At 62.2% G+C, this 18,625-nt stretch carries 16 protein-coding genes; 9 read left to right on the top strand and 7 right to left on the bottom strand.

Annotation, left to right across the window (positions count from 1 at the left end):
- Nucleotides 1–29 precede the first annotated feature (29 nt).
- Both ABFC67_RS06440 and ABFC67_RS06445 read right to left on the bottom strand, forming a co-directional pair.
- A complete protein-coding gene (locus tag ABFC67_RS06440) occupies nt 30–2,075 on the bottom strand; it encodes a ParB/RepB/Spo0J family partition protein (protein ID WP_318159543.1) in 2,046 nt (681 codons plus the stop codon).
- Nucleotides 2,076–2,155: 80 nt separating this feature from the next.
- Nucleotides 2,156–2,983, bottom strand: coding sequence for a DUF932 domain-containing protein (locus ABFC67_RS06445; protein WP_346737188.1), 828 nt, complete (start codon nt 2,981–2,983; stop codon nt 2,156–2,158).
- 548 nt (nt 2,984–3,531) lie between these two features.
- Between ABFC67_RS06445 and ABFC67_RS06450 the strand changes: the two genes are divergently transcribed.
- Both ABFC67_RS06450 and ABFC67_RS06455 read left to right on the top strand, forming a co-directional pair.
- Nucleotides 3,532–4,344 (top strand): hypothetical protein, encoded by an 813-nt coding sequence (locus ABFC67_RS06450; RefSeq protein WP_346737189.1) that lies wholly within the window; start codon nt 3,532–3,534, stop codon nt 4,342–4,344.
- Nucleotides 4,345–4,473: 129 nt separating this feature from the next.
- Nucleotides 4,474–4,884 (top strand): H-NS histone family protein, encoded by a 411-nt coding sequence (locus ABFC67_RS06455; RefSeq protein WP_318159412.1) that lies wholly within the window; start codon nt 4,474–4,476, stop codon nt 4,882–4,884.
- 48 nt (nt 4,885–4,932) lie between these two features.
- On the opposite strand, the gene ABFC67_RS06460 is transcribed toward ABFC67_RS06455, so the two are convergent.
- On the bottom strand, nt 4,933–5,736 hold the full coding sequence (locus ABFC67_RS06460) for a hypothetical protein (protein ID WP_318159411.1): 804 nt from the start codon (nt 5,734–5,736) through the stop codon (nt 4,933–4,935).
- Nucleotides 5,737–5,877: 141 nt separating this feature from the next.
- Nucleotides 5,878–6,273 (bottom strand): ATPase, encoded by a 396-nt coding sequence (locus tag ABFC67_RS06465; RefSeq protein WP_318159410.1) that lies wholly within the window; start codon nt 6,271–6,273, stop codon nt 5,878–5,880.
- 382 nt (nt 6,274–6,655) lie between these two features.
- On the opposite strand from ABFC67_RS06465, the gene ABFC67_RS06470 reads away from it, so the two are divergent.
- Nucleotides 6,656–7,474 (top strand): hypothetical protein, encoded by an 819-nt coding sequence (locus tag ABFC67_RS06470; RefSeq protein ID WP_318159409.1) that lies wholly within the window; start codon nt 6,656–6,658, stop codon nt 7,472–7,474.
- A 57-nt stretch (nt 7,475–7,531) separates the two neighbouring features.
- Here the strand turns inward: ABFC67_RS06470 and radC are convergent, their stop codons facing one another.
- Nucleotides 7,532–8,038: a DNA repair protein RadC gene (radC, locus tag ABFC67_RS06475; protein WP_318159408.1), complete on the bottom strand. Its 507-nt coding sequence runs from the start codon at nt 8,036–8,038 to the stop codon at nt 7,532–7,534.
- Between the two features lie 344 nt (nt 8,039–8,382).
- Between radC and ABFC67_RS06480 the strand changes: the two genes are divergently transcribed.
- From ABFC67_RS06480 to ABFC67_RS06505, 6 genes are all read left to right on the top strand, one after another.
- Nucleotides 8,383–9,045 carry a hypothetical protein gene (locus ABFC67_RS06480; protein ID WP_318159407.1) on the top strand — a complete coding sequence of 221 codons (663 nt, stop codon included), beginning with the start codon at nt 8,383–8,385 and terminating at the stop codon, nt 9,043–9,045.
- A gap of 298 nt (nt 9,046–9,343) precedes the next feature.
- Complete coding sequence (locus ABFC67_RS06485) at nt 9,344–10,567, top strand: ABC-three component system protein (RefSeq protein WP_318159406.1); 1,224 nt, start codon at nt 9,344–9,346, stop codon at nt 10,565–10,567.
- Nucleotides 10,564–11,052 carry a three component ABC system middle component gene (locus ABFC67_RS06490; protein WP_318159405.1) on the top strand — a complete coding sequence of 163 codons (489 nt, stop codon included), beginning with the start codon at nt 10,564–10,566 and terminating at the stop codon, nt 11,050–11,052. Before ABFC67_RS06485 ends, ABFC67_RS06490 begins: the two co-directional genes overlap by 4 nt.
- Complete coding sequence (locus ABFC67_RS06495; protein ID WP_318159404.1) at nt 11,049–12,989, top strand: DUF3732 domain-containing protein; 1,941 nt, start codon at nt 11,049–11,051, stop codon at nt 12,987–12,989. The genes ABFC67_RS06490 and ABFC67_RS06495 overlap by 4 nt, the downstream gene beginning before the upstream one ends.
- A gap of 47 nt (nt 12,990–13,036) precedes the next feature.
- On the top strand, nt 13,037–14,785 hold the full coding sequence (locus ABFC67_RS06500) for an ATP-dependent endonuclease (RefSeq protein WP_318159403.1): 1,749 nt from the start codon (nt 13,037–13,039) through the stop codon (nt 14,783–14,785).
- Entirely contained in the window at nt 14,782–16,518 is a 1,737-nt protein-coding gene (locus tag ABFC67_RS06505; protein ID WP_318159402.1) for an ATP-dependent helicase, read from the top strand. Before ABFC67_RS06500 ends, ABFC67_RS06505 begins: the two co-directional genes overlap by 4 nt.
- A 96-nt stretch (nt 16,519–16,614) precedes the next feature.
- Here the strand turns inward: ABFC67_RS06505 and ABFC67_RS06510 are convergent, their stop codons facing one another.
- Nucleotides 16,615–17,325 (bottom strand): hypothetical protein, encoded by a 711-nt coding sequence (locus tag ABFC67_RS06510; protein WP_318159401.1) that lies wholly within the window; start codon nt 17,323–17,325, stop codon nt 16,615–16,617.
- Nucleotides 17,318–18,616: a hypothetical protein gene (locus ABFC67_RS06515; RefSeq protein WP_318159400.1), complete on the bottom strand. Its 1,299-nt coding sequence runs from the start codon at nt 18,614–18,616 to the stop codon at nt 17,318–17,320. Before ABFC67_RS06515 ends, ABFC67_RS06510 begins: the two co-directional genes overlap by 8 nt.
- Between the last annotated feature and the right edge of the window lie 9 nt (nt 18,617–18,625).

Genomic DNA, 18,625 nt, shown 5'->3' on the forward strand with positions numbered 1-18,625 from the left:
GGCGCAGTGCGCCGGGCCATGCCGCGGAGTCACGCGGCCAGCGCGTGAGCCTCCGCCTCGTTGGTGGCATCCTCCGGCGCATCGTCATCGCTCGCCGCCTCCGGTCCACCTTCCGGCTCCGTGTGGTGCCCGGTCTGGAACATCGCAGGCATCCAGCCGGTGCCCTCGGCCAGCCGTTCGGCTTCGCTGGCCATGTCGCCCTTCTTGAGCTTCGACAGGCGGGTGACGTGCGCCGGGGCGTACCGCCCGACGGCTTCCAGAATCGCGACCTTCGATACGTGCCGGAAATAACCCCCGGCGGTCGGCTTCCACCATGCGGCCATATCCATCCCCACGGCCTGCGCCAGTTCCACGCCGGGCTGGTGCTGCGTGGTGCGCGGCGTCACCACGTCCACGGTGGCCGCGACGCACACGGCCAGCAGCCGTACCAGCTCATCTTGCGACTTCGCCAGCAGCGCCGCGAACAGTTCGGCGCTGTCCCGTGGCAATCCGTCGCGCGCGACTTTCTGCGCCGTGCACAGCGCCACAGCGGCAGGCGATTCCGACACGTCCGGGGCAAGGCTTTCCAGCCGGCCCTTCACGGTCAGGCGCACGCCAAGCGGCAGGCCGTTGCCATAGGTGCCGGGCTGCAAGACAGTCTGCACCATGCCATGCGCCAGCGCGGCCAGCGCGACGTGCGGGTGCTGCGCGACTTCGATTTGCAGCGCCGCCGTGCGGTGGGCGCTCAACCGCTGCGCCAGCCGGTCGGAGACGTTCGCGGCCTTCGGTGCTTCGTCGGTATCGCCTTCGTCCTCGTTCGTCGCTCCGCCTTCCGCGAAACCCTGCCGCAGCCGGTGCAGCGTGCGCAGCGCCTTGGCCTCGGGCTCGCGCAGCAGTCCGCGATGGATCACGGTTTCGCCTTCGCGGTCGATGGTAACGATGGCACCGGCCACGGCACGCACATCCGGCGCGTAGTCCTGCAAGGCGTCCTCGATGGCTTGCAGTTCCCCAACCAGTTGGTCACGGCGTTCTTCCAGCGTTGCCACCTTGTCCTCGTCCTCGGCGTCGTAGGCTTCTTCCAGCGTCGTGTCGATCTTGTCGAGACGGCCTTGCAACGAAGCGATGCGACGAGCTTCGCGCGCAGTCGGCTCGCGGCGCTGGCGCGGCGCGTTCTGGAACGTCTGCCGGTCGGCGTGGCGCATCTGCGGCACGGCTTCCACCCATGCCCAACCTTCGGCACGCACTTCCTCGGCCTGCATGTCGAGCTTGCCGCGCACCAGCGTTTCCAGCAGCGCAGCGTCGGTCAGGTAGGTTCCTGCATCGCCTTCAGCGAACAGGTCGCGGCGGATGCCGCCGCCCGCCTCGGTGTAGGCGTCCAGCCCGACGAAACGCACCAGCGCATGACTGGCGCTGATTTCGCGCCCGGTCAGGCGCTCGCGCAGCGCGGACGCGCCGCGTTGCCACTCCGGTGCAGCGTAGAACGCGGCTTCCTGCGCAGCGTGATCGTCGGTGATGGTCAAAGCCATCAACTGCTCCAGCGTCACATCACCGGCGCGGTAGTCGGCCAGAAGGCGCGGCGAGACATTGGCGAGCTTCAGGCGGCGCTGCACCACCAGCGGGGACACGCCGAAGTCGGCGGCAATGTCCTCGATGGGGCGGCCTTCCTTCACCAGTGCAGCGAACGCCTCGAACTGGTCGGCGGGGTGCATCTGCTCCCGCAGCAAGTTCTCGGCCAGGCTGACGGTGCGCGCCGAGGCATCGGGCACCAGCAGGCACGGCACTTCGTGGTCGGCACTGATGCGCTTCTGCTTCGCCAACAGCTTCATGGACGTTCGGCGACGATCTCCAGCCACGACTTCGTAGTTCTCGCCATCGGCGGCGAGGATGACAACGAGATTTTGCAGCAGGCCAACGCGGGCAATGCTCGCAGCCAATTCCGGGATGGACTGGCGCGGCGTCGTGCGCGCGTTGCGCTTGGAGCGGCGCGGTAGCAGCCGCGACAGTGGCACCAGGATCAGGTTCTTGGTGGGGTCGGCCACTTCCAGCGGCGCGGCGGCTTCGATGACATGGGCTTCGGCTTTGGTAACAGCATTCATGGTGAACACTCCAATCGGTTGAGGGATGCAGCAGCACGGGAAGCGGTAAGGGCTGCTGCCCGCCCCTGCCGCTGTGGGGTTCAGGCTTTCAACTGGCGCAGGCCATCGGCCAGCAGCCACAGGGCGCGATTCAGGCGCAGGTCTTGGTCGATGCCCTGCACAGGGCGAGTGGTCTGGCGGCGACCGCTTGCAGCGCGTGCGGACAACCCGCCCTTGATGAGATTTTCCTGCGTGCGGTTGACCACGCTCCTCAGGTCGTGGCGGCTGTCGTCGTGACGGCGCGGCGCGAGCAACTGCGTTTCGGTGATGGGCGCGGGCTTGCCGGGGTCGTCGTACTTCAGCGCCAGCGCGGCGCGGGCGAACACTTCCGATTCCCCGGCGTCCAGCGTGATGGCCTGCATGGCGTCGCGGGATGCCTGCGCACGCTCGAAGCCATGCAAGACGTCGTAAGCGCCTTCGATGACGTGTCCGGCCACGTCGCCCTTGTGCGGTACGCGCACGTCCGCCACGGTGTCGCCGCATACCAGCCCGTTCTGGCACACGAACCGGAACATGCCGGCGAGCATCTGATAGCTGCTCGTGCCGTCGTGCGAGTTCAGCAGGATGATTTCGTTGGCTTCGCGGCCATTGATCTGGCTGGCGTGGCGCAGCCGGATCATGTGCTTGGTGTACTCGCGGCGGTCGTCGTGGCGCACGCGGGTCTGGCACACCATGAACGGCTCGAAGCCTTCCCCGCGTAGTTCCTGCAGCACGGTGGCGGTGGGGATGTAGCTGTAGCGCTCGGAGCGACTTTCGTGCGGGGCGTCCGCGAAGATGGACGGAGCTACGGTGCGGATTTGGTCGTCGGTCAACGGATAGTCCGAACGCAGCACCGGCGAATGGGAAGCGAAGCGGGAGGCAAGTTGCATGGTCGTTCTCCTGACAGGGGTTGCTGTTCAATCCCCACCGGATTCCTAGATTCGGAGCCCGCTTTGGACTTCCGGTGGGGTCGGCGCGGAGACCTGGGCCGGTCTCGTTGCCACCGTCTTTCCTGAGTTCATCGCCCGCGACGGTCAGGAGCGCGCGGACGGGGGCCGTCAAGGAGGCAAGCGCAGGGTTGGTGCGGCCCGCAGGTGCAGCCGAGGACACGGCCCTGCGCGCCTTGACGGCACACGGCCGCGGGCTACAGTCGCGGACAAGGTGATGAAGTCAGGAAAGGCGGATCGACGGGCAACAGCCACTGCGTCGGCGCCAAGCCACGCAAGCGAAGCGCGCAGGCCCGGATCCCCGAACCGGGCCGAAGGCGTCAGCGATATGGAAGGCTGGCGAATGCCAGTCCCGTCAGGGATGAGCGGGTGGCGAACCTGGAGCAGCGCGATCCGCGCAGCGGAGGCGCAGAACTTCCACTCGCTTATTATTCATTCCGACCGCCGGCGACGGCTGCAGAACAGAACGTACAATCACAAGCAACCCGATGATGAAAGAGCATCGACCGCACGGGAGCGCCCCCACCACCTTGGAGGCAGACATTCTCAAGGTTCGGGCCTTTGAAATGGTTACAGTCCTCTTCTACGTGGAGGACTTGCGTCAATTCATCGTGCATTCCATTCGGTTCACCGACAAGCTGCTTGGCTCGATCCGGCTAACTAACGGGGAGACTAAAACCAAGGAGGGCAAACAGATGGATCTAGCGCGTGCAGCGCTGGTTTCCGAGGGGATCATCAATCAAGCCGAGAGCGACGAACTGTTTGATCTGATCAATTACCGCAATCTTATTGGGCACCAAATCCACGAGCTGACTGTGGATGTGGGGGCCTATTCAAATCGGACTCGTCTTGACCCCACGACCTATGAGCCCATCCCTGCCTATGACTACACGGCAGCAAAGCGGGCGAAGACACTCCGTCTCAAGGTCATGGAGGGAATGGCAGGCAAGTTCGTCATGGCAGTGAGCATGAGTAGTCTGGAGTTCGAGGCTGCCGAGAAGACTTATTGGGCCGAGATCGAGCGGCTGAAGAAGAAGATCAACAAGGGTATTGAACGGGCCAACAAAGCAATCACGGAAACGAACCGCGCCATTAGGTCCGTGCCCGAATCCGTGAGGGCGATGGCACAGCCCTATCACCCTCGCAACATCCGAGAGAATGGTTCCTTGACCAAGGCGGGCCGGACCTGCGCATTTCAACTCTTTGACGCCAAGGCAACTCCATTGGCTGTCGCCTATATGATGCGAATTTCGTTGAGGTCGGCAAATCGTTGGTTCAAGAAGTGGCAGATTCAAAACGGCTAGCTCATCGTAGCAACGCGCAAAGTCTTGTCTTTCGGCTTGAACCTCGCCAACCCGAGCGCCTGGCCGGTGAGGCCGCAGGCGTTAACTGTTAGTCTACGGGCCGCACGTCATTCACTCAGAGGATCTGCCATGGCTGTCAAACTCGATGGACTATCGCCGAAAGAACTGCAGGCGCTGATCGACCAGGCGCAGTCGCGCATGGAATCTGCCCGCGCGGCGCATATCCAGAGCGTCAAGGCCAAGATCGACGCGCTTCTCAAGAGCGAAGGCTTGCAGCTCTCCGACATCTACGCGGGACGGGGCGGCAAACGTGGCAAGCGTCGTGGCGCGGGGGTACCCAAATACCGCAATCCGGCCGACCCTTCCCAGACTTGGACCGGTTACGGCAAGCGGCCGATGTGGTTCCAGCAGGCGCTGAAGCGATCCGGCGTGACCGAGGAATCGCTGCTGATCACGCCCTCCACCCCGAAGAAGTCACCCGCGAGCAAGGCCGCCCGGAAGCAGGTGACGAAGAAGCCGCCCCGGAAGGCGACTAAGTAACGCCATCCTCTTTGGCGGGCTCGCCTCCGGAGCATCCGGACCCCTGGCTCAATCCTCCCAGGTTTCCGCCGTCGCCAGTTGCCGGGCCAACCAGGCGTCGTCGAGCAATTCCTCAAGGATCGCCAATGGAATCGTGCGCCAGTCGTAGCGATCCATGACCGGCGGAAACTGCTTTGGAAAGTGACACTGAAGGAAGGTCCGCTCGTCTTCCAGAGGAACTAGTTGCTCGTTGACCCAAGCATAGATTGCGTAGGGATGATTCGCCGTTTTCAGCAGAAGCTGGATAGGCTTTCCATTCACCCGGCAATACTTTCTTTCGTGATGATCGAGTGTGGTCGTCAACACGTCGGTGCCTTCGCATCGTGCTCGCGTCAAGAAATCGACCGCACATCGATGGATCGGATAGACGCGGACCCGGACGCCCCTGAGCACCGCCTCATCACCGTATTTGTCCGTCAACCATGCCCGCGCCGCGACCAAGCGATGGTTGCCGTTCGCGCATTCGGCCACCCCACCGAAGATCGACAGCCTCAACTGGTAGAGGCTGCTCGGTGCCGGGAAATACGCTTCTTTGGTCGGCGACTCGAAATAGTCGAAGACGTCGCTCGACCAGCCGTCGCCATGGATGCGATACGTGATCGTTCGCCAGGTATCGCCCGGCGACCAGAAATCCCGACGGCCCAACGCGACGATGCGGGCCACCGGCACGTCCACATAAACGGTTTGCTTGGCTTCAAAGTCAACGAGTCCATAAAGCCCGAGGTCCCTGTCCAGATAGACCGGACGGTCCAGCGATGCGCCGCTGGCCGTCCTGGCCGCGGTGTGGATGTGTTCAATAGCAGTCAGTGGCATCGATGCAGTGCCGGCGGTGGATGCTCCCAGTATGCCAACCTGACGGCGCGTAGCGCCGAAGGCGCGACGGTATCGGCTCCGCAGAAAGAAAAGCGGTGCGTCGCCCTGCAAGGCGACGCACCGGAGGGCGCCCAAGCGCGATCAGTTCGCCGGCCGCGCCATCATCGACTGAAGCCGCTCGATCACGCCGGGTTCGACGAATACGCACGGCAGGTCAGTCGCGATCGGCATGTTGAACACGCGAACGAACACGTCGCATCTCAGGTGCGCCACGCGGTCCGTGCGATATGCCTGTTCGGGCTTCAGTTTTGCACCGCCCGCCGGCGATCCGCTGCGTTGCGGATCACACTCGATTAGCGCGACAAAACCATCGTCAAACAACTTCTGGTGTTCGGCGCACAGGCCCCAGCCGGTGGCCGTGTAGTGCTCCATGCTCGCGCGCAGACGGCGATCCAGCAGGATGGTGCCAGTCTCGAAGCGAACGCCGCAGACAAGGCAAACGTGTTGTTCGAGGGAAACGTGCGATTTGTCGTTCATGACGATCTCCGGTTGCACGGGCGGAATTGCCCGGAACCGTCGCCAGCACGGCGCAGCGCAAGCCGTCAGGGGGCGAAGCCGACCGCTAGGACGCCAGCGCCATCGGCGCGCAGCCCTTGACGGCGAGAACGCCGTGATACGGTGAAGGGAACAGCAAGACCGCCCAGCCACCTCCCAGGAAGGCTCGGACAGGCAAGCGGAGTGCGCTGGCCCCGATCTCGGAGCCGTACCGAAGGCGTCAGCCGGGCGGAGCGAGGATGGAAGCCCGAAGGGGCGAGACTTGCGCAGCAAGGCTCGATGCGCAGGACGACAGCGCGACCGGCCATGATTGTCGGCCGGCGACGCTCAATTGAAGCTCAATCAGCCAAGGGAGACGACGGCCATGCCCCAACAGGAAAAGCTCGATGCGCTGTACCGGCTTCTGCAAGAGATGACGCTCTGCGTCAGAAAGGATGTCGTATCCACAAGCACGCGATGGACGGAGCGCATCGAGAAAACGCTGATGCTCGCCTTCATCACCGCCATGATTGGTCTGGCCATCACCGCCGTTTGGTACCGGCTCGCATCGAATAAACCTCTCCACGGCGTACCCGAGCCCATCAAGGTCATCTACCTTGTCGGCATGCTTTTGGCAGCGCTGTATATGATCACCATCATCATAAGTCTCGCGAGCATGCTCTGGCGGCATCGCCGCGAGCGTTTCGCCGCGGTTCTCAGGCCGCTCAAAAAGGACCTTTCCCAGGATCTCGACTTTCTGCTCCAGCTCGGAGACTTCGACAAGCCGACGTTGACGTATGGGCTTGTCCAGTACCGCCATCACTACGGAGTTTCGGACGGTCGGGTAGCCATGCTTGTCGGCGACATCCGCAAGATCGGACTGTTCCCCGCACTGATGGCGGTCGCCGTCGCCGCGGCGGCCCTACTCAAGGCAAGCGGCAGCAATCCCTTCCTCTGGGCACCTTTGATTCTCGCCGGTTGTTTCTATCTGGTGAGCGTCGTGGTGATTGGGCAGCGCGAACGGGCCAGCCAAGTGGTCGCGCTGCTGGAATACGCGGTTGACCAAGCCAACCAGCCGGAAACTATGGGTCCGGCCCTCAACGTCGGGCACGATGAGCGCGTTTCCAGCGTGCAACAACAGGGATCCGTCATCGCGGAACGCAGCACAAACACGAATGCGGCCGCCCTCCAGGTGGCACCATGATCCGTGTGAGGATCGATTTGCATGGCGCAGCAAAAAGGGGGCCGAAGCCCCCTTGGCTTAAAGCAGACCGCGCTCGGCGAACGACACCGTGCTGTTGCCGGCAATGATGAAATGATCCAGCGTGCGTACCTCGATCAGCGCCAGCGCCTCCCGCAACTGGCGCGTGATCATTCTGTCCGCTTGGCTGAGTTCGGGGTTTCCGCTCGGATGCGGGTGCGCCAAGATCACCGCCGCCGCATTGAGCCGCAGCGCTTCCTTGACGACTTCGCGCGGATGCACCGACGCACCGTTGAGGGTACCGCGAAACATCTCGACGTATTCAATCAGGCGATGGCGATTGTCGAGGAACAGCACTGCGAACACTTCGTGGTCGAGCCCGGCCAGCTTGGCGCGCAAATACGTCCTCACGTCGGCCGGTGAACTGAAATCGGCACCGCGCTGCATCTTCTGGTCGACGACCTGGCGTGCCGCCGCCAGGATCTGGTTGGCCGTCGCGCTGTGATAGCGGCCACGCGCATCGCGCACCAGCAGCGAGGATTCGGCAGGAGAGGAAATGTGCGACATGATCGTGCTCCGGTTGCTCGGGCGGCATTGCCCGGCACCGGCGCCAGCACGGCGCAGCGCAGCTGTCAGGGGACGAAGCCGGCCGCGAGGACGCCAGCGTGCGAGGCACGCGCAGCCCTTGACGGCGAGACCGCCGTGATACGGTGAAGGGAAACAGCAAGCCGCCCACCCACACACCACAACATCGGCAAGCGGAGCGCGCAGGCCCGCGAGGGCCGAAGGCGTCAGGGATCAAAGCCGGGTGGCCGCGACTCGGTACGAGGTGCGGCGCGCAGCCCGCGAGCCCGACGGCGGCATGCCGGGACGCTATCGCAGCAACCGTCTTCCAGTTGGATAAAACAACTATGGATACAGCAGCTGTCGACATCGCATCCTTCAACATCGACCGCGACGAAGTCCCTTTTGTCATGCCATGGCCTCGGCCTGGGAATCCGGCCGCTCTGCTCGCCTTCCATCGCTTCCAGGAATGGCAGACATTCATTGCAGAACGTGGACTGCACCCTGCCATACCGCGCATTGTTGGCGACAAGTTCCGCCGTGCCCAGCGACTCTACGCGTTAGCGTGGATAGACGCGGATCTAGTGAAAGCCGGCGAACTGGTCGCACTTACCGCGCTCGAACTGACGTTGACAGATCGGTATGGCGGTTTCTTCCGCCAACGACCCGCCCAGGCAGGCAACAAGCGAAAGCGCAGGCAGACGCCGATGTTGCACGACTTGCTTGAATACCTGGTAGACGGCGATGGCCTTACGGATGCGCAGCTGCCCTTCACGCGGCGCTACGGCGGCTCGGTCATCCCCATGTTGTGTCGTGGCCGGGCGACATGTAACGGATCAAGCACGGGGAATGTCTCGCAACCGATGCTCGCCGAGATTCGTAACTCGCTCGCGCATGGCGACCCATTCGATGGCCTGCCGTGGAGCGGCTTGCTCGAACTGGTCCGCGACCTGATCGAGTACGCCTACCGATCCTATTTGCTAGAAGCCCAAACAGGGGGTAGCCATTGAAAACCGGCCGTATTTCAATCAAACCCGACCTGGCACCCGTCGGGGTGACTTTGCCTCTCGTCCTCCTATGCCGGCTGCGGTCGAAGGCGGTGGCACCAGAATTGCCGAAAAAAATCCATATCTGAAGCCAACTTGGCCAATTTGCTACCATGGCTGACGACTGGCAGGCGTTGGGACCGGGTCTGCGGCCGTAGTCACAGGGGAGTCGAAGTAAAGTACGCCATGGCGCAACGAAAACAGCGCCATCCCCTGCTATGCCGCCGGATCCGCCACAAGAAGCGGACATAGGGACTTGGGCATGGCCGAGGCATCCACCGACAGGTTTTCAGCCGGCGAGCAGGGGCTGGGATACATCTACCAGGCACGCCTCGCACTGCTGCATCTCTTGCAATTACCTGAGGACACCGCCGTCTTCCTAGAAAAGGATGACGACCTCGATTTCATCGACGGAGGCGGTGGCAAGTCTCTGGCCTCACTCAAGCACAAGGCGGTCGGCGACAGGCTGACCGACCTGTCGACCGACTTCTGGAAGTCCGTCAACATCTGGCTCGCGCGGTACAACCGTGATGGTCGCATCGCATCGAACCTGCGGTTTTTCTTGTTCACCACAGGCACGGTATCGGCCGGCTCGTTCCTGGCTCGCCTCCTCCCCAACCAGCCCATCGCCTCCGGCGATGCGGCCACGCTGGCCGAGTTGGCCGATGCCACGCTCGCCAAGTCGACGTCGCAACTCATCGCGCCGATCACCACGGCGTTCAACGAACTAAGTGATACCGAGAAGCAGGATTTTCTCGAACGCATTCTGATCCTCGACGGCAGCCCGCGCATCGGTGACATCCCAGCCACCATCAAGGACAAGCACATGCGAAGCATCCGTCGCGAGCACCGCGAGTTTGTTTTCGAACGGCTGGAAGGCTGGTGGACTGACGCCGTGATCAAGCAGCTGAGTGGTGCCAGGACAGAAGGAATCTTCGGTTACGAAGTCTCAGACAAGCTGTCCAACTTCGCCGAGGAATACAAGGCGGACAACCTCCCCATTACCTTCCGTGGAAAGGTGCCCACCGACGAGATCGACACTGAGAACGATCCGCGCTTGTTCGTGGCGCAATTGCGCGAGACCGGCATTTCCGCCAACCGGATCAGGAGCGCAATCCTCGACTACTACCGCTCGTTCGAGCAACGATCGGCTTGGGCACGCGAGAACCTGCTGGTGTCTGGAGAAGTCGAGGAATATGAGGATCGTCTCGTCGACGAGTGGAGCCGCTATAAGGATGTCGTCTTCGAAAAGCTGAAGGACGATAGCGCCGAGGATGCGCTTCGCGATGCCGGCGCGACCCTCTATAACTGGGCGGAGTTCGAAACCGGGAAGATCGAATCCCTGCGCATCCGCGCGCGAGTCACGGAACCCTATGTCCTTCGCGGCAGCTTCCACATCCTGGCGGATGCCACACCGGAACCTAGGGTCTACTGGCATCCCAGGTTTCTCGACCGCCTCGGCAAGGTGCTGGGGGTGGCCCCATGAAGCGATGGGACCAGCGCCCGTTTGAGATTCGGAACCTGTTCAACCCAGCCTTCTGCGGCTTGGTCCTGTTCCGCGCCCTGCATGGCTACGAGGAAGAAGATGCCCGCGGCATGCCCTTCTCGCTGTCGCTGCTGGTACTGCCGCTGTGCCTGCACAAGGATTCGCGCGAGGTGATCGCCGGCAGTCCACGCAGTTACCTTCTCAAGACCACGGAGAGGAACCAGCAGGTCATGGTGGGCTTCGCCAACCGGGTCACGCAGATGCTGCCCTACGCCTTCGAGGGATTCGGCCTACTGATGGAAAGGGGCTGCATCGCCGTCGCGAACGATGGTCGCATCCAGACCGTGCCCAAGAAGGTACGCACAGCCGTCAAGGGGACCGATGAGACCATCACGTGCCAGAAAGTGGCTCGTATCGTCGGAAGGGAGTTCGCGCGCATCGCCGACCGGGCGACCATTTACACGACTTTCGGAATTCGCCCATGAAGATCTGTTCCATCCACATCTACAGCCACGACGGCCAGCGCCGTGATCTCAGGTTCAAGGTGGACGGGCTCAACGTCATCACCGGTCGTTCCTCCACCGGCAAGTCCGCGCTCTCCGACATCATCGAATACTGCATGGGACGCTCCACGTTCAACGTCCCCGAAGGCGTCATCCGCGACAAGGTGGCCTGGTTCGCCGTGATCTACCAGTTTGAAAAGGAGCAAGTACTGGTCGCCAAGCCAACCCCGCCCGGCGGCGGCGCCAGTTGCAGCACGGCAATGCTGCGAAGGGGCGCCCAGTTGCAGGCTCCCGAATTCAAAGACTTGGCGGTCAACACCGACGACGACAGCATCGTCGAACTGCTGTCGCGCCTACTCGGCATTCCCGAGAACCGTACCGATGTCGCGCTCGAACACAGTCGCGACAGCTACGATGCGAACGTCAAACACACGCTCTACTACCTGTTCCAGAAGCAGGGACTAGTTGCCAACAAGGACCAGCTCTTCTACCGCCAGAACGAGCAGTTCCAGCCGCAGGCAATCCGCGACACGCTGCCGATTCTGCTCGGCGTCTCCTCCCACGACCGATATGAACTGGAATCCAGGCTACGCACGGCTCAGCGGGATCTGAGGATCAGCAACAAGAAGCTGGAACAGGCGCGCGATACCGTCGATACATCGCACGAGCAGGCCATCGGCCTCTACTCGGAAGCCAGGGCGGTCGGTGTCATCGGCAACACAGACGGGAGCCCGAATGCCGACGGCGTCGTCGACACTTTGAGGTCGACGCTGATGTGGAAGCCCGAAACGGTGCCTGACGACGACGGCAGCCGGGTTTCGCTTCTGGAAGAAGAATTGGGCCAGCTGCGACAGGATCGCCGCGACACCCAGACCAGGATCGACGCGGCGCGCCAGTTTGCCAAACGGGCGGGTGGCTACGAAAGCGAGGCTGCCGAACAGATAGATCGTCTGGCCTCGATCAAGGCGCTGCCGAAAAATCCCGACAGCGGCGAATGGCAATGGCCGTTCAGCGAACGGAACTTGGCGCTGGAATCCCCGGTCGCCACCGTCCTGCTCAACGAGTTGGCGTCGCTCGATAAGGAATTGCGCATCGCCACCGGCCAGCGCCCGAAACTTGAAGCTTACCTGGCCGAACTGACCGGCAAGGCAGACGAGATCGCGGGCACCATCAAGCAGAAGGAAGCGGAGCTGTCCGCGGCGATCTCGGCCAACGAGGTCATCGCCCAGATGGGCACCCGCAACAACGCAGCTGCGCGTGTGGTCGGCCGGATCAGCCTGTTCTTGGAAACGCTCCTCCCGAACGAGGATCTCGCCAAGCTGGAAGCGGAGAATCGCCGCCTCAGCAACAAAGTGAAGCAGCTGGAGGAACAGATCGGTGCCGACGACAGCAACGAACGCCTGACCTCGATCCTCAACAACATATCGGCACAGGTGTCGCGGTACATCCAGAAGTTCAACGCCGAGTTTGGCCCCTATCCTGCGCGGCTCAACCTGCCGCAGCTGACGATCGTCTTCGATCGACCCGAGCGTCCGGTTCCTATGGGCCGGACCGGTGGCGGTGAAAATCACTTGGCCTACCACCTCTCGGCACTACTCGCCTTGCATCTGTTCGCAGCGCAGAACAACCGCCCGATCCCGCGCTTCCTGCTGATCGACCAGCCAACCCAGGTCTACTTCCCGTCCGAGCAGGTCTATAAGAACGCTGATGGCTCGGTGCAGAACACCGAGGCCGACGCCGACCTTGATGCGGTACGCCGACTGTTCGAGCTGTTACTGAAGTTCACGCAGGAGGACGCCCCCAGCTTCCAGTTGATCGTCACCGAGCACGCGAACCTCCGGGAGCAGTGGTTCCAGGCTGCTTTGGTAGAAGAGCCCTGGACCAAACCGCCTGCACTGGTTCCCGAGGATTGGCCGTAGAGACGACGCCCGCTCATTCAGGGACGTAGCCAACATGGAGATCGTCGGTGTATCTAGCGCAATTGAAAATATCGAATTTCAGAAAGCTGCAGACAGTCGATTTGAGCTTCCAGCCCGGATTGAACGTTCTGGTCGGGGCCAACAACGTCGGCAAGACCGCCGTCATCGACGCGCTGCGTGCTCTGCTGGCGGGATACGACGAACCCTACCCTCGACTGGATAGCGAAGACATGCACCGCCCCAAAGGTGGGGCTCCAGCAGGTGATATCGAATTCCGATACATCTTTCGCGACCTGGATGTGGACGATGAAGCCGACTTCCTCGCAGCACTGAAACCCGGCGACGCCGGCAGGCTTGAGGCCCATATCTCCATCCGTTACTCGGAAGCCGACAAGACCGGCCGACTGCGTGCCAAACGCTGGTGTGGCGACCACGAGGACCTTGGCCTGACCACCGACATGATGGAGAACTTACGCGGTGTCTATCTGCCGCCGCTGCGGGATGCCTCGCAGGGACTCAAGCCCAGCCGCAGCAGTCAGTTGTCACGCCTATTCCAGCTCCTCGCCGACGACGCGGGACGCGAAGGCATCAACGACGCGCTGAAGAAGCTCGACGAAGAACTGAAGAAGCATGAGCCGGTCGTCAACACGCATACGGCGATCAAGGGTCGCCACGACAGCATGCTCGGCCCGCAGCTTGCCCAGGTGCTCGACCTCGGCTTGAGCGGCAGCGATTTCCAGCGGCTGGCTTCGCGCTTATCGCTGCTGGTGGATACGTTCGAGATCGAGCAGAACGGACTCGGCTTCAACAACTTAATCTTCATGGCCGTGGTGCTCAGCGAGCTGGCCAAGAATCCTGACGCGAGATACCGCAGCTTGATCGTCGAGGAACCGGAAGCGCACCTGCATCCGCAGCTCCAAGCCGTGCTGCTCAGCTATCTGGAGATGATCAAGGCGGTTAAGGGCGAGAAGCCCGTCCAGTTGTTCGTCACCAGCCATTCCCCAAACTTCGCCAGCATCGCCGACCTCGACAGTCTGGTCTGCCTGGTCGACACGGGGAATTCCGTGGAGACGTTCTTTCCACGCACGATCACCTTCGACAAGGGAAAGCGCGAGAAATTGGAACGCTATCTCGACGTGACCCGTGCCGAACTGTTCTTCGCCCGGCGCGTCATCTTCGTCGAAGGTGCCGCCGAGTTGATGCTGGTAAGCGTGCTGGCGGAGAAGTGCGGTCACAAGCTACGCGTGCATGGCGTCAGCCTGATCAGCGTCGAAGGTCTGAACTTCGATTCGTTCCTCCCGCTGTTCGGCGAAAAGGCATTGAAGATCCCGGTGGCAGTCATCACCGACGCTGACCCGACTGCTGAACCGGAAGGCGGCGGGGAGGCGCAAGCTCTCTATCCGGCGCTTGGCGACGCGGTGAACGTGTCGGACAACACTGCCAAGATGAAGGAACGTGAAGACACCTTCGTCAAAGTCTTCCACGGACTCAAGACGCTGGAGTACGACCTGGCGCTACATGCCGACAACCGAACTGCGATGCTGGCCGCTCTCTCGGAGCTTCACCCAAAGATCGGCAAAGCGGTCTCGGCGGCGGTCGACGCTGCTGAAGGCGACGCGGCAAAGGCGCGCGCTCTGTTCAGCGGCATGTTCGAGCGCCCGCAGAATAACGTGCAGAAAGGCCGCTTCGGCCAAGCCTTGGCACAGGTGTTTGTCGATGGCGCCGCCTGCGTGGTACCGGACTACATAAGCAAGGCGATCGCCCATGCCTGCCAGGTTCAACAGGCCGCTCCATGACTCAGGTATCCGACGAGCAGCTGCAGATCATTGGCGCGCCGCTCGCGCCGATGTCCGTGATCGCCTGCGCCGGCAGCGGTAAGACGTTCACCGCCGTGCGCCGGCTTGCGCAGATGCGTCAGCATCTCGGTGAACACCGTGGCCGCGTCGCTCTCCTCTCGTTCTCCAATGTCGCGGTGGACACGTTCAGGCGCGAGTACCAAAACCTGGCGCAGAACACGTCCGGCGGATTTACTCATGATCGCGTCGAGATCGATACATTGGACGGGTTCATCACCCGCAATGTCCTGCATCCACATGCCTATCGGACGATGGGTGCGCAGCAGGCCGTGTTCCTGGTGACAGGCGGAGAAGCATTCCTCAACGGCTTCAAGTTCCGGACCGGCACGTACCCGCGCGATATCACGAAGATGCAGGTCGGCTTCGACCGCGGTAGTGTCTACTTCTGCTATGCGGACAACGACAGGACGCAAAGGCTGGACACCGCGTATGCGACGGGTCTCGTCCACCGTCTCGGGCGGGTGGGTGCCTACACTCACAACCTCGGGCGCTACTGGTGTTACCGCGTGCTGGACGACCAGCCCAACATCCTGCGCGTGCTGATCCGCCGCTACCCTCATATCCTGATCGACGAGGCGCAGGACATCGGCACGGTGCACCAGGCCATCATCGAGCAGTTTATCAACGCTGGCTGCCAGGTCTCGCTGATCGGCGACCCGAACCAAGGCATCTACGAGTTCGCCGGTGCGAACGGGATTTTCCTGACGCAGTACGGAGAACGGCAAGGCGTCAACAGTCTCGGCCTGACCAGGAACTACCGCTCCGTACCGGCAATACTGGCTCTTGCCAATGGGCTCTCGGCGCGTACCGACACCGCTGATCGGGGTGCACCCGAGACGACGCATGGCACATACTTCGTGCCCTACCGCAATGCCGAACGCGAGAACCTCATCGCCGCGTTCCAGGCTGCGGTGTTGGGCGCCGGCCTGAATATCGAACGCTCGGCGGTGCTCTGTCGAGGTCGTGACATGGCCGACCGGCTCGCCGGCAATGAAGGTGCACCGGGCCAGGGAACCGTCAAGGCTCTGGCACAGGCCGCGATCCTGCGGGATCGGCATCATGACTATCTCGGCGCGTTCAAACTGGTGGCTGCCTGTATCGTCGGCTTGCTGGCCAATCCGCCGCATGGACTCGTCGCACGGATCACGCAGCCTGCGCGCTACCCGGATGATCGGTTACTGCGCCGGCTCGTATGGACGTTCACCCGCGACCCGGATTTGGGGCTGCCCGCCGTTACATTGATCGGGGACACGCAGTGGCATCCGCAGCTACTGGAAAGGGCACGGGCACTGTTGGCGACGATCGAGCAAGAGCACGGACTGGCGGGCGCGAACAACCTGGGTAATAAGCTCGCGCGCAGAGGTTTGCCCAATACGCCGCTGATCGCTGCGGTCGATTTGGCGGCCAACAACGACGTGGTGCGAGTCCGCGTGGATACGGTGCATCAGGCAAAAGGCGAAAGCCTCGATGCAGTGCTGTACCTGGCGAACCGTGACCATGCCAACGCGCTATTGACCGGCGTGGATACCGAGGTTGGTCGCATCGGCTATGTCGCAGTAACCCGTGCTCGCAACCTCTTGTGGCTCGGCATACCGGCCAATGCGCTGGAGGAATTGCGACCGGCGCTGCTCGCTCGGGGATTTCAGGCGGCGGGCGTCGCAGGACTGGCGTGAGGGCCGGCAGTTGAACCTAAGAGTGTCAGAGGATGGCCTGCGGCCCTATCAGCGTCGACGCAACAGTTTGAAACTCGGCCCGGCAAGGCTTGGCTTCTACTTCGGCGTCTGCAGTGGCCACAGTGTCTGGCTAACCGGGGCATCACGAAACTCGCACATATGCGAGTCGTCATGGACAAAGATCGCATCGAATACCAAAAAGGCGCCCATCTCCATCAGGAGCGGCGCCAGGTACGTTGCCGCCTTGGCATAGCTGACGGCCGGCAACGGCCAGTTGTCGTAAACGAGCAGCCAGTTGGTCCGGTATCGAACAAACCCATCGGCGGTCGCCTTGGGCAACTTCTCCTTGACGTAGTGGGCTATTGCTGCCGCCCATTCGCGCTCCGGCGAATCGCCGACCCAAGCGCCACCGGGCGCATCCGCCTCGATCTCGCGCTTAAGTTCCGCGGCTGTCTTCCGTGGTTCACCCGGCGTAACGTGCGGGATGAAGTAAACATCCGGCCCCAAACCCTTCCCTCGCAGGAACTGCGCACGAGCAACGTTCTCGGGCACAGCTTCCGTATGTTCGATCCCGACGTCGTCGCCATCGGGCATGGCCAACAAGAAATCCGGTTTGTCCCGGTGGGTAAGCGTCAATGGAAACGAAAGCCGTTCCGCCGGCAGCGTCGCCAGCAAGTGTGCGATGCCGTACCGCTCTACATGGCAAGGTTTGCGCCCTTCCGAGCGCGCGGGAACCTCGATATCCAACTCGGCCAACCTGGCCTTTAACTCCGCCCAGGTGTCTGCCCGCAGGATGATGTCAGGCATCGGAGGGTCGCACTTCTTGAGGGGCCGCAGTGTGGCTACGATGTAAGTCCGAAACCACCGCGATCAACCTGTTGATCGGCTCGGCTAACCGCTTTGGCAACACGCGATGCTCTGTGTGCTTGCTCAACTCCGCAATCCAGCGATGCGCGATCCAGACGTCATCTTCCGGATGGTTGTTGTCCACACCGTTGCAATACTTGTATCCAACGAGCGCATCCGTGTGCGATAGCAGCACGCGCGCCATCGTCATGTGGAAACGATGGGCCTGAAGGTCTGCCGGGCCTTTGGGGCGTGGAAGCGTAAGACGCAGGCATCGCTGGTCGTTGAAGTCCTTCCAGTCTGGTCCAACGACCTGTCCCGCGCGCTCCAGCATCTTGCGCGATTGCTCGTTTTTCCCGTTGACCAACGCCACGGCGACCGCGTTCTTCGGGTATTCCAGCTTGTCGGCCAGCACGTTCATCCAGTGCACAAGCTTGTGCAAGGTGGCATCGTCCGCAAACACCAGGAACTGGTGACGTTGTTCGCTGTCGAGAAACGCCGGAAGTTGCGCGTAAAGGGGGTACAGTAGATCGTGGAGGTAGATATATGTCTGCCGGCGTCCTTGCTCGTGGCTCCGCGTGGTCGCAGTCAATACCTGCTGCGCCCACTCCGGCGTAAGTTCGGCCAGCGTCATCTCGGTGATGTCGATGGAGATGAGCGGAAAGCCGAGCGACTTGCCGATCAGCGCCTTGCGCCCATCGAAAGCGTGCCCAAGTTCGATTTCCACGCCGCCGAGAACCATTGGTTCCGTCTGGACAGGTGGGCCGAGCACAGCGACGTCAAGCCGGAACCGACTGCCGAAAGGAGTTTCCAGCGGATGTTCGGTCGCCACGCTGTCAGCGCCGAGCAGCAAGTTGCCTTCCAACGGGTAATCCGACGCATCCACGTCCTTGAATGACCAAGGCATCGCAAGCCCGGCATCCATGCGCCGCGCAAGCTCTGCGGCGACCAATTCCTTGGCGCGCCGGTGTTCGGAGCTTTCTTGCACGGTGCGCTGCCGACGACCTTCTTCGTCGTCGAAGTGTGCTCTTAGGTTGTACGCGTGATCGGCGGGAAGCTGCCGGAAGTGGGAACGACGGCGTAGCTTCCCGTTCTCAAAAGTGGGACTAACCCACGTCACCATCTGCTTCAACGCATCAGGAGACACCAGAGGCCATAGCTTGCGCGCGTGTTCCCGACTACGCACATCGCGCGCAGTGATTCGGGTCTGAAACAACCCTTTCCGCGAGAAGACGACGACGGCCTCATCCATGCTTGATGT

The organism is Mizugakiibacter sp. (genome assembly GCF_039680435.1).
Taxonomy (GTDB): Bacteria; Pseudomonadota; Gammaproteobacteria; order Xanthomonadales; family Rhodanobacteraceae; genus Mizugakiibacter.

What these genes read in the sequence shown, in the direction of transcription:
- ABFC67_RS06440 (WP_318159543.1), bottom strand. Translation starts at nt 2,075, where the DNA reads ATGAATGCTGTTACCAAAGCCGAAGCCCATGTCATCGAAGCCGCCGCG.
- ABFC67_RS06445 (WP_346737188.1), bottom strand. Translation starts at nt 2,983, where the DNA reads ATGCAACTTGCCTCCCGCTTCGCTTCCCATTCGCCGGTGCTGCGTTCG.
- ABFC67_RS06450 (WP_346737189.1), top strand. Translation starts at nt 3,532, where the DNA reads ATGAAAGAGCATCGACCGCACGGGAGCGCCCCCACCACCTTGGAGGCA.
- ABFC67_RS06455 (WP_318159412.1), top strand. Translation starts at nt 4,474, where the DNA reads ATGGCTGTCAAACTCGATGGACTATCGCCGAAAGAACTGCAGGCGCTG.
- ABFC67_RS06460 (WP_318159411.1), bottom strand. Translation starts at nt 5,736, where the DNA reads ATGCCACTGACTGCTATTGAACACATCCACACCGCGGCCAGGACGGCC.
- ABFC67_RS06465 (WP_318159410.1), bottom strand. Translation starts at nt 6,273, where the DNA reads ATGAACGACAAATCGCACGTTTCCCTCGAACAACACGTTTGCCTTGTC.
- ABFC67_RS06470 (WP_318159409.1), top strand. Translation starts at nt 6,656, where the DNA reads ATGCCCCAACAGGAAAAGCTCGATGCGCTGTACCGGCTTCTGCAAGAG.
- radC (WP_318159408.1), bottom strand. Translation starts at nt 8,038, where the DNA reads ATGTCGCACATTTCCTCTCCTGCCGAATCCTCGCTGCTGGTGCGCGAT.
- ABFC67_RS06480 (WP_318159407.1), top strand. Translation starts at nt 8,383, where the DNA reads ATGGATACAGCAGCTGTCGACATCGCATCCTTCAACATCGACCGCGAC.
- ABFC67_RS06485 (WP_318159406.1), top strand. Translation starts at nt 9,344, where the DNA reads ATGGCCGAGGCATCCACCGACAGGTTTTCAGCCGGCGAGCAGGGGCTG.
- ABFC67_RS06490 (WP_318159405.1), top strand. Translation starts at nt 10,564, where the DNA reads ATGAAGCGATGGGACCAGCGCCCGTTTGAGATTCGGAACCTGTTCAAC.
- ABFC67_RS06495 (WP_318159404.1), top strand. Translation starts at nt 11,049, where the DNA reads ATGAAGATCTGTTCCATCCACATCTACAGCCACGACGGCCAGCGCCGT.
- ABFC67_RS06505 (WP_318159402.1), top strand. Translation starts at nt 14,782, where the DNA reads ATGACTCAGGTATCCGACGAGCAGCTGCAGATCATTGGCGCGCCGCTC.
- ABFC67_RS06510 (WP_318159401.1), bottom strand. Translation starts at nt 17,325, where the DNA reads ATGCCTGACATCATCCTGCGGGCAGACACCTGGGCGGAGTTAAAGGCC.
- ABFC67_RS06515 (WP_318159400.1), bottom strand. Translation starts at nt 18,616, where the DNA reads ATGGATGAGGCCGTCGTCGTCTTCTCGCGGAAAGGGTTGTTTCAGACC.